Origin of the sequence: uncultured Lutibacter sp., assembly GCF_937891065.1 — a bacterium.
Taxonomy (GTDB): Bacteria; Bacteroidota; Bacteroidia; order Flavobacteriales; family Flavobacteriaceae; genus Lutibacter.
In genome coordinates, this window is sequence record NZ_CALAEQ010000007.1 from 1 (window position 1) to 12,495 (window position 12,495).

The 12,495-nt window shown below is 29.0% G+C and carries 18 protein-coding genes; 10 read left to right on the top strand and 8 right to left on the bottom strand.

The window, feature by feature from the left end; translation table 11 throughout:
- The first annotated feature begins 177 nt into the window (after positions 1-177).
- From Q0352_RS00675 to murI, 3 genes are read left to right on the top strand one after another with little or no spacing between them, the layout of a single operon-like run.
- On the top strand, positions 178-960 hold the full coding sequence (locus tag Q0352_RS00675) for an OmpH family outer membrane protein (RefSeq protein WP_299522004.1): 783 nt from the start codon (positions 178-180) through the stop codon (positions 958-960).
- A 20-nt stretch (positions 961-980) separates the two neighbouring features.
- The gene (locus Q0352_RS00680; RefSeq protein WP_299522007.1) at positions 981-1,481 is read left to right on the top strand and encodes an OmpH family outer membrane protein; all 501 of its coding nucleotides are present in this window, start codon (positions 981-983) and stop codon (positions 1,479-1,481) included.
- Between the two features lie 58 nt (positions 1,482-1,539).
- The gene (murI, locus tag Q0352_RS00685; RefSeq protein WP_299522010.1) at positions 1,540-2,328 is read left to right on the top strand and encodes a glutamate racemase; all 789 of its coding nucleotides are present in this window, start codon (positions 1,540-1,542) and stop codon (positions 2,326-2,328) included.
- Positions 2,329-2,526: 198 nt separating this feature from the next.
- On the opposite strand, the gene Q0352_RS00690 is transcribed toward murI, so the two are convergent.
- Together Q0352_RS00690 and Q0352_RS00695 are read right to left on the bottom strand one after the other, a co-directional pair.
- A complete protein-coding gene (locus tag Q0352_RS00690) occupies positions 2,527-2,766 on the bottom strand; it encodes a hypothetical protein (protein WP_299522013.1) in 240 nt (79 codons plus the stop codon).
- Positions 2,767-3,093: a nucleotide pyrophosphohydrolase gene (locus tag Q0352_RS00695; RefSeq protein ID WP_299522016.1), complete on the bottom strand. Its 327-nt coding sequence runs from the start codon at positions 3,091-3,093 to the stop codon at positions 2,767-2,769.
- A 137-nt stretch (positions 3,094-3,230) separates the two neighbouring features.
- On the opposite strand from Q0352_RS00695, the gene Q0352_RS00700 reads away from it, so the two are divergent.
- Together Q0352_RS00700 and Q0352_RS00705 are read left to right on the top strand one after the other, a co-directional pair.
- Positions 3,231-3,710, top strand: a complete 480-nt coding sequence (locus Q0352_RS00700) for a sigma-70 family RNA polymerase sigma factor (RefSeq protein WP_299522020.1) — start codon at positions 3,231-3,233, stop codon at positions 3,708-3,710.
- A gap of 2 nt (positions 3,711-3,712) precedes the next feature.
- Positions 3,713-4,369, top strand: coding sequence for a hypothetical protein (locus tag Q0352_RS00705; protein WP_299522023.1), 657 nt, complete (start codon positions 3,713-3,715; stop codon positions 4,367-4,369).
- A gap of 33 nt (positions 4,370-4,402) precedes the next feature.
- On the opposite strand, the gene aat is transcribed toward Q0352_RS00705, so the two are convergent.
- From aat to Q0352_RS00720, 3 genes are all read right to left on the bottom strand, one after another.
- On the bottom strand, positions 4,403-5,059 hold the full coding sequence (gene aat, locus Q0352_RS00710; RefSeq protein ID WP_299522026.1) for a leucyl/phenylalanyl-tRNA--protein transferase: 657 nt from the start codon (positions 5,057-5,059) through the stop codon (positions 4,403-4,405).
- Between the two features lie 84 nt (positions 5,060-5,143).
- Entirely contained in the window at positions 5,144-5,515 is a 372-nt protein-coding gene (locus tag Q0352_RS00715) for a DUF3127 domain-containing protein (protein ID WP_299522029.1), read from the bottom strand.
- A gap of 9 nt (positions 5,516-5,524) precedes the next feature.
- Entirely contained in the window at positions 5,525-6,385 is an 861-nt protein-coding gene (locus Q0352_RS00720) for a flavin reductase family protein (protein WP_299522032.1), read from the bottom strand.
- A 93-nt stretch (positions 6,386-6,478) separates the two neighbouring features.
- Between Q0352_RS00720 and Q0352_RS00725 the strand changes: the two genes are divergently transcribed.
- Complete coding sequence (locus Q0352_RS00725; protein ID WP_299522035.1) at positions 6,479-7,633, top strand: HAMP domain-containing sensor histidine kinase; 1,155 nt, start codon at positions 6,479-6,481, stop codon at positions 7,631-7,633.
- Between the two features lie 2 nt (positions 7,634-7,635).
- Here the strand turns inward: Q0352_RS00725 and Q0352_RS00730 are convergent, their stop codons facing one another.
- On the bottom strand, positions 7,636-8,022 hold the full coding sequence (locus tag Q0352_RS00730; RefSeq protein WP_299522038.1) for an HIT family protein: 387 nt from the start codon (positions 8,020-8,022) through the stop codon (positions 7,636-7,638).
- 82 nt (positions 8,023-8,104) lie between these two features.
- Positions 8,105-8,578 (bottom strand): transcription elongation factor GreA, encoded by a 474-nt coding sequence (gene greA / locus Q0352_RS00735; protein ID WP_299522041.1) that lies wholly within the window; start codon positions 8,576-8,578, stop codon positions 8,105-8,107.
- A 120-nt stretch (positions 8,579-8,698) separates the two neighbouring features.
- Here greA and Q0352_RS00740 point away from each other — a divergent pair, with 120 nt between their 5' ends.
- The 3 genes from Q0352_RS00740 to purE are packed head-to-tail and all read left to right on the top strand — an operon-like array spanning position 8,699 to position 10,820.
- Entirely contained in the window at positions 8,699-9,127 is a 429-nt protein-coding gene (locus Q0352_RS00740) for a hypothetical protein (protein WP_299522044.1), read from the top strand.
- 48 nt (positions 9,128-9,175) lie between these two features.
- A complete protein-coding gene (locus Q0352_RS00745) occupies positions 9,176-10,321 on the top strand; it encodes a 5-(carboxyamino)imidazole ribonucleotide synthase (RefSeq protein WP_299522047.1) in 1,146 nt (381 codons plus the stop codon).
- 7 nt (positions 10,322-10,328) lie between these two features.
- Complete coding sequence (purE, locus tag Q0352_RS00750) at positions 10,329-10,820, top strand: 5-(carboxyamino)imidazole ribonucleotide mutase (RefSeq protein WP_299522050.1); 492 nt, start codon at positions 10,329-10,331, stop codon at positions 10,818-10,820.
- Here the strand turns inward: purE and Q0352_RS00755 are convergent.
- Positions 10,815-11,000: a hypothetical protein gene (locus Q0352_RS00755; protein ID WP_299522053.1), complete on the bottom strand. Its 186-nt coding sequence runs from the start codon at positions 10,998-11,000 to the stop codon at positions 10,815-10,817. The genes purE and Q0352_RS00755 overlap by 6 nt on opposite strands.
- A 182-nt stretch (positions 11,001-11,182) precedes the next feature.
- On the opposite strand from Q0352_RS00755, the gene Q0352_RS00760 reads away from it, so the two are divergent.
- Positions 11,183-12,495, top strand: a 1,313-nt coding sequence (locus tag Q0352_RS00760; RefSeq protein ID WP_299522056.1) for a M3 family metallopeptidase, incomplete at its 3' end; no start/stop codon positions are given.

Below are 12,495 nucleotides of genomic sequence, written 5' to 3' on the forward strand. Positions count from 1 at the left end.
CCAGCCTTTGGAATGTTAGGAATTGATTTTGCTCATGGATTCGATCCTTTACCAGGAACTTTAGAAAAATCAGGATGGCAAACTCACTTTATTATAGGGCAACAATTTTAATCTAAATCAGTTATATTTGTAAATGATTATTAAAATGGCACGATTTTTTCTTAAAACATATTAACTATGATAAAAAAAGTTCTTTTATTTGCTTTCCTAATTTTGAGTTTTGCTTCAAATGCACAAAAAGCTCAAAGGATTGGTTATATTGATATGGAATATATTTTAGAAAATGTTCCTGAATATAAAGAAGCTCAAGCAAAAATAAATGCTAAAGCAAATGGTTGGCAAAATAATATTGAAAAACAACTAAAGGAAATTGAAGATTTAAAAGCTGAATTAAATAATGAGAAAGCTTTATTAACTGAAGAACTAATTTTTGAAAAAGAAGAAGATATACAAATATTAGAAATTGAGGTGAAAAAATTACAAGCAAGCTATTTTGGCGTAAATGGAGATCTGTATTTTTTAAGACAACAATTAGTAAAACCAATTCAAGATTTGGTTTATAATTCAGTTCAAGATATTGCTACAAAAAGAAAATATGATTTTGTACTAGATAATTCAAGTTCACTAATTATGTTGTACACAAATAAAGCATATGATATTAGTGACTTAATTATTACAGCTATTAATAGATCAAAAAAGACTACTGAAGTTGAAGAAAAGAGGAATAAAAAAGGTGAACAAAAAAATGAGTCAGCTGTTATTAGTGAAGAAACACAAAATAAATTAACCGATCGAGAAATAAAACAAGCTGAATTAAAAAAGAAAATAGAAGATAAAAAAGCTGCTCAACTGAAAAAGCGTGAAGAATTAAAAGCCGCTATTGAAGCCAAAAGGCAAAAAAGAATACAAGAAATTGAAGACGCTAAAAAAGCAAAAGAAGAAAAACAAGAGAATAATTAATTAAAAACAACAAATTAAAAATGAAAAATTTTAGAACTTTATTATTAATTGCAATAATTACTTTAGGATTTAACACAGTACAAGCACAACAAAAAGTTGGTCATATTAGCACCGATTTATTAATAAGTTTAATGCCTGAAACTAAAGCTTTAAATACTGAGTTAGAAAAATTAAGCAAAACATACGAGAATGAATTAAAAGCTGAAGAAGCTAAATTAGAAGCTAAATTAAAAAAATACCAAGCTGAACAAGGTTCTCAAACTGACGAAGTAAACCAACAAAGAGGAGCTGAAGTTCAACAAGATCAACAAAATTTGTATCAAGCATCTCAAGTTGCTAGAGAAGATATTACTAAAAAAAGAAACGAAAAATTAAAACCAATTTTAGAAAAAGCTAAAAATGCTATTGATGAAGTTGCAACTGCACAAGGTTTTACATACGTTTTAGAAGCATCTACTCTAATTGTTGCTAATGGTACAGATTTATTACCATCAGTAAAAACGAAGTTAGGTATTCAATAAAAAAATATTGATTCAAAAAAATCCCGCACTTGCGGGATTTTTTTTTACTTTTATTCTAATGAAAAACAAACCTATTGGCATCTTCGATTCTGGAATTGGCGGTACATCTATTTGGAAAGAAGTTATAAAACTACTTCCCAATGAAAACACCATTTATTTAGCTGATAGTATAAATGCTCCCTATGGAGAAAAATCACCTGAAGAAATTATTTTATTAAGTATTAAAAACACAGAACTTTTAATTTCAAAAGGTTGTAAACTTATTATTGTTGCCTGTAATACAGCAACCACTAATGCCATTGATTATTTACGAAAAACCTATACGATACCATTTATAGGCATTGAACCTGCCATTAAACCTGCGGCGCTTTTAAGTAAAACTGGTGCTATAGGAATTTTAGCAACTAAGGGAACCTTAACAAGTAAGTTGTTTGAAAAAACAGCTGCTGAATACACCAAAAACATCACCACTATAGAACAAGATGGCGAAGGCTTAGTACCACTTATTGAAGCCGGTAAATTAAACTCTAAAGAATTAAATGAGTTGCTTTCAACCTATTTAAAACCTATGCTAAATTTTAACATCGATCATTTAGTCTTGGGCTGCACACATTACCCCTATTTAATTCCACAAATAAAAGAAATTTTGGGATCCGATGTGAATATTATAGATTCTGGTGAAGCTGTTGCCAAACAAACAAAAGTTGTTTTAGAAAAGAACAACTTACTTTCAGCTAAAACTACCTTTAGCCAACATCAATTTTATACCAATATTAATTCTAAAGTACTTCAAGAAATACTACACAATGTTTTGGCAAAATTTAGTGTTGAAAAAATGGAGTTTTAGTATTATTCTACTTCTTTCGCAAATGATATTGAAGTAATCTGTAACATCTGTGTTACAAATTAAATTGTCAAAAAAAGCACTACATGATGGTTATATAGTTTGTTCCCTGCTCGACTGGAGACCCTACAATATTTATTCAAATCTTGAAATAGCCTCACTTTAGCTCGTCCTAAGCTAAAATAAAAAATCTCAATAACATTATTTTTTTACAAATTTATAATAGCCAGCCATAAATAGGCCATATAATGCAGACATCATTAATTGCATTTTAACAAATAATAGCCAAGTGTCAGCTGAAAAGAACTCAGCAATCATTCCATCTAATCCACCATGATTAAAAATAGAAAATATTATTTTAAGAATAGTAATCACTATTAAAAATATGAAACCAAATCGCAACGTCAATTTTAAAAAAGGTTGATTTTTATATGTACTCATTTATTTTAATTTTTTGTTATTCTGGTGACGATCGTGATCTCGTTTTGTTTTTACATCCATTTTTTTATCAAATGAAGCTTGTAAATCTATCCCCGTTTGGTTTGCTAAACATAACACAACAAAAACAACATCGGCTAATTCTTCGCCTAAATCCTTCCCTTTATCACTTTCTTTTTCACTCTGTTCGCCATAACGTCTTGCAATAATACGAGCTACTTCGCCAACTTCTTCAGTTAATTGTGCCATATTGGTAAGTTCATTAAAATAACGAACTCCGTGTTCTTTTATCCAAGTATCAACTATTAATTGTGAGTTTTTAATATCCATAAAATATTGGTTTAATGATTCTTCAAAGATATCATTTCTTTATATAAATAGCTCAATTGCATTTTTATCATTTCAAAATATTTCACACAGCGTGTAATATTATTTAACTTAACACACTAATTAAGAAAAAACATTTAATGAGTAGCGATTTTTACACGAATTCAATTGTGCCTTATTCCGGGATAATTATTAAAATATGTAGGGCCTATACTGATTCTCAAGAAGATTTTGAAGATTATTATCAAGAAGTTTGTTTGCAAGTATGGAGAACTAAAGATCAATTTCGAGGAGAATCAAAATGGTCTACGTGGGTTTACAGATTGTCTTTAAACATTTGTTTAACAATGATTAAGAAAAAGAAAAATAATCGTCAGCATAGCGTATCTGATTATGTAGTTCCTGATGCAACAGAAGATAATCATGCGTTTTCAGATGAATCATTAAATCTATTATACGATGCTATTAAACAGTTATCTGAAATTGACAGAGCAGTAATTTTATTGTATTTAGAAGAAAGGCCTTATAGAGAAATAGGTGAAATTATTGGCACAAGTCACAATAATATTGCTGTGCGAATTACTAGAATTAAAGAACGTTTAAAAAAAATATTAAATTAAAAATGGAAAAATCAATAGAAACAATTTGGAAAGAGGGTTTTTTAAAAAACGATGCGCTTGTAGCTCCAAAATTAAATAATTTATACAATCAAAAATCCATTCATTTAGTAGATAAATTTAAAAGAATGTATCGCATAAATTGGATTGCGATTCTTGTATTTGCTTGTGTTTTAATTCCTATATCTATCTTCGTTAAAATACCATATATGGGGATTCCAATGGCTTTAATGTTTTTTGCAGTTCTTTTTATAAATAGAAAATTTAGCAAAAAATTAAATAAAATTGATACAACCGAAAATAGTTATCAATACTTAATGTCCTTTAACTCTTGGGTAAAAGAACTTGTACAAACAAACACAAAACTATCTCGAATTTTGTATCCATATATTTTTTTATCGCTCATTGCTGGATTCTGGTTTGGAGGCTTTGGTGAAAATATCCCTGGTAATGAATTTGTAGCTAATTTCCTTATCGAATTTCCTAATAGCTACTTAGTTTTTGGAATTCCTTTAGTTGGAATACTTATCTTTATAATTGGTGTAGGATTGTTGGCTTTCTTTGGTGGTGTTATAGGAAAATGGGATATAAATTTGGTGTATGGAGGAATCTTAAAAAAATTAGCCCTATTAATTTCTGAAATGGAAGATTTAAAAAAGTAACAACCTTTGAGAAAAATATGAAGGAAAGACTTTTTACTTTAAAAAACTTAAAAACGCTTCTCTAGAAATTTCATCGGCTCCTAAACTTGCTAAATGATTATTATAAACCTGACAATCTATTAACTTATAATTTTCTTTTTCCAGTTTTTGAGCCAAATAAATAAATGCCATTTTTGAAGCATTACTCACTTTACTAAACATACTTTCACCGCAAAAAACAGTTCCTAAATCAATCCCGTATAAACCACCAACCAATTTTTTATCACCTTGAGCGGAGTCGAAATGTTGCCAAACTTCAACCGATTTTGCAATTCCTTTTTTATGAAGTTCAATATATGATTGTTGAATTTCATTGGTAATCCAAGTTCCACCTTGGTCTGCAGTTCTGAAAATGGTTTTACAATTAGAAATAACTGCTTCAAAATTCTGATTAAATGTTATTGTGAATTCCCGTTTACGAATAACTTGCTTCATACTTTTTGAAATTTTTAAGTTTTCAGGAAACAACACCATTCTAGGGTTTGGACTATACCAAATTATTGGTTCTCCTTGATTGTACCAAGGGAAGATTCCACTTTTATAAGCTAACAATAATCTTTCAACCGATAAATCTCCACCAATAGCTAACAAGCCATCTTCATTTGCTAAATGTATTGGAGGAAATATCAATTCTTTTGAAAGTAGATACATTTTTAACTAATTTTCACAAATATAATCAAACAAAAAAGAGAAAAGTTTACACTTTTCTCTTTTAAAATATTATTTTAGATTTACTTAAAAAGGTAAATCGTCTGGCTCACTATCATTTAAGTCAGTAGTTGTTTCTAAATTATCTAAAGGTGCCATTGGCGGAACAGAACCTCCTACGCCTTGCTCAGCCTCAACTCTCCAACCTTGTATTGCATTAAAATAAACAGCTTCTCCTTGTGGATTAATCCACTCTCTACCTGTTAAATTAATTGATATTTTCACATCTTGCCCTACTTGAACATTATTTAACAAATCACATTTATCTTGTACAAATTCAATTTTTAACATTTGTGGATACTGGTCATTTGTAGTCAATACCATTTCTCTTTTTCTAAAACCACCTGTTCCAAAAGTTTTGGTTTCTTCAATTTTTTTAATTTTTCCTGTAACTTCCATATCTTAAAATTAATTCATTAAAAGTACTTTCCAAGCACTTATCACATCATTTTTTTCTAAAAATGCTTTCGCAAATGTATGTTTTTTTGTAGAATTATTCCCCACATAATTAGCATGTTCTTTTGCAAACTTATTAACATCTTCTTCCGAAGGAATAGCTTCAACGTTCCCCAACATTCCTAAATTGTTACCAGTTAAAATACTACTATTTCTAATTTCAGAAGGAATTGCATCAACACCAATGCCTAATATTGATAAAGGCTTCGGGATTTCAAAAAAACCTTCTCTTGCTCTTGAATATAAACTACCTCCAGCTCGAGCAACTAAATCTAATTTTTGCTGATCAATACTTCCTTCTTTATCTAAAAAAGCTTCATTTATATGCAATTTCACTACTTCACAAATTATTAAATTTCCTGCACCTCCTTCATTACCTAATTCAATTACTTCAGTCACTTTACATTCTATTTGTACTGGCGATTCAGCTACTCTAAAAGGCTTTATTTTTTCAGAAGCTAACATTGTAAAACCTGCCTTTTCAAACTCATTTATACCTTCTGGATATTCAGTACTTGACAATGACATTTGTTGTACAATATCATAATTTACCATATTTATCACAACTTCTTTGGTAGCTTTAGCATTGTCTAAGGTGTGCTTGGTAGTATTTCCTCGTACTCTTCTGGCTGGTGAGAAGATTAAAATTGGTGGATTTGCACTAAAAACGTTAAAAAAACTAAATGGCGACACATTTGGATTCCCATCAACATCAATTGTGCTCGCTAAAGCAATTGGCCTTGGTGCAATTACACTTAATAAATATTCATGTAATTTTACTGTTGGAATATCTTTTGGATTAATACTTAACATTGTTTTCAATTTTAAACAAATATAAATAATTTGACTTATAAATAATATCTATTATATTTTTAAGTTATATCAACATAAATTCTATATTTGAATATGGCTTCACATAAAAATTCTCAAATTATAAGATGGGTTGTAATAATTACTTCTTTTATTATTGTTGCGCTAATTTTGTGGAATACATATGACTTTTTTAAAAAGTTTAAAACTGAAGAACGTGCTAAAATGGAAATTTTAGCAAAAGCTTACGAGCGTTTTAGCACTGCCGATTTAGATGCTGAAATTTCACTCGAATCTAAAATTATTGGTAACAATCATAATATTCCTATGATTATTACTAATGAAAAAGACAGTATTACAGAATGGTCCAATTTAGATATTGAAAAGTCAAAAGAATCTAAATTTTTACAGAAGCAACTTTCTATAATGAAAGGGCAAAACAAACCTATAATTATAAATTATACACTTGATAATGATGTTTTTATGTCTTATATATATTATAGAGATTCTGATTTGCTAACCAAATTAAAATATTATCCTGTTGCGCTAATTCTTATCTTATTTTTATTTGCAAGCGTTATTTATTTATTTTTTAAATCTAATAAAGTTGCTGAACAGAACAAACTTTGGACAGGTATGGCAAAAGAAACGGCACACCAAATTGGTACTCCCTTATCTTCTCTATTAGGCTGGATTGAAATTTTACGCCTTGAAAATACTGATGAAGATACTGTTAAAGAAATTGAAAACGATGTGTATAGATTAAATACCATTGCTGAACGATTTTCAAAAATTGGTTCTATTCCAATATTAAAAAAACTAGATATTGTTTATGCTACAATTAGTTCTTTTAATTATTTAAAATCAAGAAGTTCTAAACAAGTTGAATTTATTTTTAATGCTCCAAAAAAAGAAATTTTTTCGAACATAAATCTTCAACTATTCAGTTGGGTTATTGAAAATTTAGTAAAAAATGCGATTGACGCTATGGAAGGAAAAGGTAAAATTGAACTTCATATTACAGATAATGAGAAAAATGTGAATATTACCATTTCCGATACTGGTAAAGGCATTCCAAAGAAAATACAACAGCAAATATTCTCACCTGGTTTTACCACTAAAAAAAGAGGTTGGGGACTTGGTTTATCTCTTGCAAAAAGAATTATTGAAGATTACCATAACGGTAAAATTTCAGTTTTAAAATCGGAAATAAATAAAGGATCTACTTTTGCTATTTCGTTAAAAAAATAAGGTTATAAATTATCTGCAATTGCTTTTGCTATAGCTTCAAATTCTTCAGGTTGAAGTGTTACTTTCTTTATAAACTGAATATCTTCCATGGCTTGTAGAGGTATTAAATGTACGTGCACATGAGGAACTTCCAGTCCAATAACACTCAATCCAATTCTCTTACAAGGAACAGCTTTTTCAATTGCTATGGCTATTTTTCTTGAAAAACTCATTAACTCATTATATAGTTCTTCATCTAAATCAAAAAGCTTATTTACTTCTTCTTTAGGAACAACTAGTGTATGACCTTTTGCATTTGGATTAATATCTAAAAATGCATAGAATTTTTCATTCTCAGCTACTTTATACGAAGGAATTTCACCACTAATTATTTTTGTAAATATTGACATCTTATTATATTTTAATCAAAAGTAAGAAACCCTTCTCAATTAACAAACTGAAAAGGGTTTACACGATTTTATTTAATATACTTTATCTTGAAATATCTATAATTTCAAAATTCATAACACCACTAGGAACTTGAATTTCAGCAACATCCCCTAATTTTTTACCAAGTAATCCTTTCCCTATTGGTGAATTTACTGATAATTTACCTTCTTTTATATTTGTTTCAGAATCAGCAACCAATGTATATGTAAATTCCATATTATTAGCTGTGTTCTTTATTTTTACTATTGAATGAATTAGTATTTTAGAAGTATCTAAAAGAGATTCATCAATAATTCTAGCATTAGAAACTACTTCCTTTAGTTTTGCAATCTTCAATTCTAAATGTGATTGTTCTTCTTTTGCTGCATGATATTCAGCATTTTCACTCAAATCACCTTTATCTCTTGCTTCAGCTATATCATTACTAACCCTAGGACGCTCAACATGTTCCAAATGCTCCAATTCATCCTTCAATTTTTTCATTCCTTCTACTGAATAGTACGAAATTTTACTCATAATTTATCATTTTAATAAATACAAAAAATCTCAATACTGAAAGCCAGAATGAGATTTAATACAAATGTACAAAATATTTGTAAATTGCAAGCGTTTACCAATAAACTTCAAATTATTACGATGCAGAAGCTACTTTATTTATTTTTAATTGTTGCTCTTATTTCATGTGAAAAAAACGAAACAAATGATATTTTACCATTTGCAAATGTTGATGTTACACTTAATTTAAATTTACCTCAATATCAAAATTTACAAATACCTACAGAATGGGTATATATTGAAAAAGGAGCAAACAGAGGTCTTCAAGGAATAATTATACAAAGTACTGGGCTTACGCCACCATATAAAGCATATGAAAGAGCTTGCCCAAATAATGATTGTACAACACCAATGGTTTTTGATGGAAGCTTAAAAATGAAATGTCCTTGTGACAATAGTGAATACAGTATTATTGATGGTGCTCCACAAACTGCTGGTAATTCTCATTTTGCAAGAGAATATAAAGTAAATCAAATAAACCCTTCAACTTTAATTATTACCAATAATTAACTCTCTAATTAAAAACGGATTCCTATTTTTGTACGAAATCAATAAAAAATGAAAAATTATTTTTCATCAAATTTTAAATTAGGCGTTTTAGGCGGTGGACAGTTAGGAAAAATGTTACTAGCTGAAACTCATAAATTTGATATTTACACTAGTATTTTAGATAATTCTGTTGAAGCACCTTGCGCTCAAATTTGTAATGAATTTCACCAAGGCAACTTATTAGATTTTGATGCCGTTTACAATTTTGGTAAAACAGTAGATCTACTAACTATTGAAATTGAACATGTTAATATTGAAGCCTTATTAAAATTAAAAAATGAAGGTTTAGAGATTTATCCTCAACCTAGTGTTTTACAAATTATACAACACAAAGGCAGACAAAAAGATTTTTTTGTTGAAAACAATATTCCAACTTCACCACATAAAAGATTTTCATCTCTTCAATTATTAAAAAAGGAAACTTTTGAATTTCCTTTCGTGTGGAAATCAGCTCAATTTGGATATGATGGTACTGGAGTTAAAATTGTTAGAAATCAAAGTGATATAAATTCATTAGCAAATGTTGAGTGTATTGTTGAGAAATTAATTCCTTTTAAAAATGAATTAGCTGTTATTGTTGCCAGAAACAAAAATGGAGAAATAAAAACATATCCTGTAGTTGAAATGGAATTTCATCCTGAAGCAAATCAGGTAGAATATGTAATTTGTCCAGCCAGAATTTCAGATGATGTTGCTGAAAATGCAAGAAAAATCGCTTTGAAAGTAGCTGAATCTTTTAAACATATTGGCTTATTAGCCGTTGAACTATTTCAAACTGAAAATGATGAAATTTTAGTTAATGAAGTTGCTCCTAGAACACATAATAGCGGCCATTATAGCATTGAAGCCTCTTATACAAATCAATTTGAACAACATTTAAGAAGTATTTTAAATCTTCCGTTAGGAAATACGGATAGCAAAGTTGCAGGAATTATGGTAAATTTGGTTGGTGAAGAAGGTTTTTCTGGTGATGTTGTTTATGAAAATATGGAAGAAATCTTAAAAATGGATGGGGTAACGCCTCATATTTACGGAAAAAAACAGACAAGACCTTTCAGAAAAATGGGACACGTAACAGTTGTGAATAACAATTTAAATGAAGCTAGAAAAATAGCTGAAAAAGTAAAAAATACGATTAGAGTAATTAGTAAATAAACATATTATGAGCAAAGTAGGAATTATTATGGGGAGCAATTCAGATCTTCCAATTATGCAACAAGCTATTGATATTTTACAAAGTTTCGCTATTGAAACTGAGGTTGATATTGTTTCAGCACATAGAACTCCTGAAAAATTATTTGAATATGCAAAAAATGCTCACACACGTGGAATTTCAGTAATAATTGCAGGCGCTGGAGGTGCAGCACACTTACCAGGAATGGTAGCTTCTATGAGTCCGCTTCCTGTTATAGGCGTACCGGTAAAATCGAGAAATTCAATTGATGGATGGGATTCTGTATTGTCAATTCTTCAAATGCCTGGTGGAGTTCCTGTTGCAACCGTCGCGTTAGACGGTGCTCTAAATGCTGGAATTTTAGCTGCACAAATTATTGGAAGTTCTAATAAAAATATACAAAATACCATTCTTCAGTACAAAGAAGATTTAAAAATAAAAGTTAATAAAGCTGCATTAGACCTTAAAAATAATTTATAAAGTGATATCCTTGTCTTGTGAAATTAGTTTTCCCTCATGGTTTGTATAACTAAATTTAGGAGTTAAGGTATTTATATGTTTTTTTTCAATTAAACCTTTTACCTTTATGATCTTTTCAGGGTTTTTAGTCATTTTTGATTGGGCTTTGTATAAATCGCTTTGTATCGAGATTGTTTTCATTATAGTATCATTAAAAAATTACTAACTAAAATTAGAACGCACAAATACTACTTTAGTATATTTTTTAACAAAAAAAATATGTTAAAACTCACTTAAAATATGGTTAATTATAACTCGCGTACATTTAAAATTAAATACAACATAATATTTTTACACACTAACTATTATTTCTACTTAAAAAAATGAAAAATCCATTATTAAATAATTTTAATACACTCTATTCAACTGCTCCTTTTTCAAAAATTAAAAACAACCATTTTAAACCTGCTTTTATTGAAGCTATTAAAATAGCTAAAGAAGAAATTGATATCATTACAAATAATGCTGAAGTACCAACTTTTGAAAACACCTTAGAAGAATTAGAATTTTCGGGACAAATATTAGATAGAATCTCAAGTGTATTTTTTAATTTAAATTCAGCAGAAACTAATGATGAAATTCAAAAAATCGCTCAAGAAGTTTCTCCAATGTTAAGTGAATTTTCAAATGACATCACTTTAAATAAGCAACTCTTTAAAAGGGTGCAATTAATATATGATATAAAAGATGAACTTAATTTAAGCCCAGAACAACATACGTTATTAACTGAGAAATACAAGAGTTTTGTTAGAAATGGGGCTAACTTAAATGAAACTGACAAGATAGAACTTCGGAAAATTGATGCTGAACTTTCAAAATTAAAATTAAATTTTGGAGAAAACGTACTAGCAGAAACACAAGCATTTGAACTTCATTTAATCGATAAAAAACAATTAAAAGGATTACCTGAAAGCACTATAGAAGCTGCACAAATGGTTGCCAAACAAAAAAATAAGGAAGGTTGGATTTTCACCTTAGATTATCCTAGCTATGTTCCATTTATGACTTATGCAGATGATAGATCGCTTAGAAAAAAAATGGCATTGGCGTTTGGAACAAAAGCATTTCAAAACAATAAGTTTAACAACCAACAAATAGTTTTAGACTTAGTTAAATTACGCTATAAAAGAGCTACAATTTTAGGCTACGAATCTCATTCACATTTTGTTTTAGAAGAGCGAATGGCAGAATCACCAAAAAATGTAACTACTTTTTTAGATGATTTATTAACAAAAGCTAAACCGGCAGCAGAAAAAGAATTTGAGAATCTTTTAAATTTCGCTAAAAAGGATAAAATCAATCAACTTGAAAAATGGGATAGTGCTTATTACTCTGAAAAACTTAAAAAAGAACTTTTTGATTTAGAAGAAGAACAATTAAAACCTTATTTTAAATTAGAAAATGTAATACAAGGTGTATTCACTGTTTCAAACAAACTATTTGATTTACAGTTTGAAGAAATTAACACCATAGATAAATACCATGAAGAAGTTAAAACTTATAAAGTAACAGATTCATCCGGTAATTATATTGCTGTTCTGTATGCAGATTTTTTCCCAAGAAAAGGTAAACGAAATGGCGCTTGGATGACTTCATTTAAAGGTCAATGGCAAAAAGATGGAGAAAACTCAAGACC

Coding starts and splice junctions, on each gene's coding strand:
- Q0352_RS00675 (WP_299522004.1), top strand. CDS start 178: ATGATAAAAAAAGTTCTTTTATTTGCTTTCCTAATTTTGAGTTTTGCT.
- Q0352_RS00680 (WP_299522007.1), top strand. CDS start 981: ATGAAAAATTTTAGAACTTTATTATTAATTGCAATAATTACTTTAGGA.
- murI (WP_299522010.1), top strand. CDS start 1,540: ATGAAAAACAAACCTATTGGCATCTTCGATTCTGGAATTGGCGGTACA.
- Q0352_RS00690 (WP_299522013.1), bottom strand. CDS start 2,766: ATGAGTACATATAAAAATCAACCTTTTTTAAAATTGACGTTGCGATTT.
- Q0352_RS00695 (WP_299522016.1), bottom strand. CDS start 3,093: ATGGATATTAAAAACTCACAATTAATAGTTGATACTTGGATAAAAGAA.
- Q0352_RS00700 (WP_299522020.1), top strand. CDS start 3,231: ATGAGTAGCGATTTTTACACGAATTCAATTGTGCCTTATTCCGGGATA.
- Q0352_RS00705 (WP_299522023.1), top strand. CDS start 3,713: ATGGAAAAATCAATAGAAACAATTTGGAAAGAGGGTTTTTTAAAAAAC.
- aat (WP_299522026.1), bottom strand. CDS start 5,059: ATGTATCTACTTTCAAAAGAATTGATATTTCCTCCAATACATTTAGCA.
- Q0352_RS00715 (WP_299522029.1), bottom strand. CDS start 5,515: ATGGAAGTTACAGGAAAAATTAAAAAAATTGAAGAAACCAAAACTTTT.
- Q0352_RS00720 (WP_299522032.1), bottom strand. CDS start 6,385: ATGTTAAGTATTAATCCAAAAGATATTCCAACAGTAAAATTACATGAA.
- Q0352_RS00725 (WP_299522035.1), top strand. CDS start 6,479: ATGGCTTCACATAAAAATTCTCAAATTATAAGATGGGTTGTAATAATT.
- Q0352_RS00730 (WP_299522038.1), bottom strand. CDS start 8,022: ATGTCAATATTTACAAAAATAATTAGTGGTGAAATTCCTTCGTATAAA.
- greA (WP_299522041.1), bottom strand. CDS start 8,578: ATGAGTAAAATTTCGTACTATTCAGTAGAAGGAATGAAAAAATTGAAG.
- Q0352_RS00740 (WP_299522044.1), top strand. CDS start 8,699: ATGCAGAAGCTACTTTATTTATTTTTAATTGTTGCTCTTATTTCATGT.
- Q0352_RS00745 (WP_299522047.1), top strand. CDS start 9,176: ATGAAAAATTATTTTTCATCAAATTTTAAATTAGGCGTTTTAGGCGGT.
- purE (WP_299522050.1), top strand. CDS start 10,329: ATGAGCAAAGTAGGAATTATTATGGGGAGCAATTCAGATCTTCCAATT.
- Q0352_RS00755 (WP_299522053.1), bottom strand. CDS start 11,000: ATGAAAACAATCTCGATACAAAGCGATTTATACAAAGCCCAATCAAAA.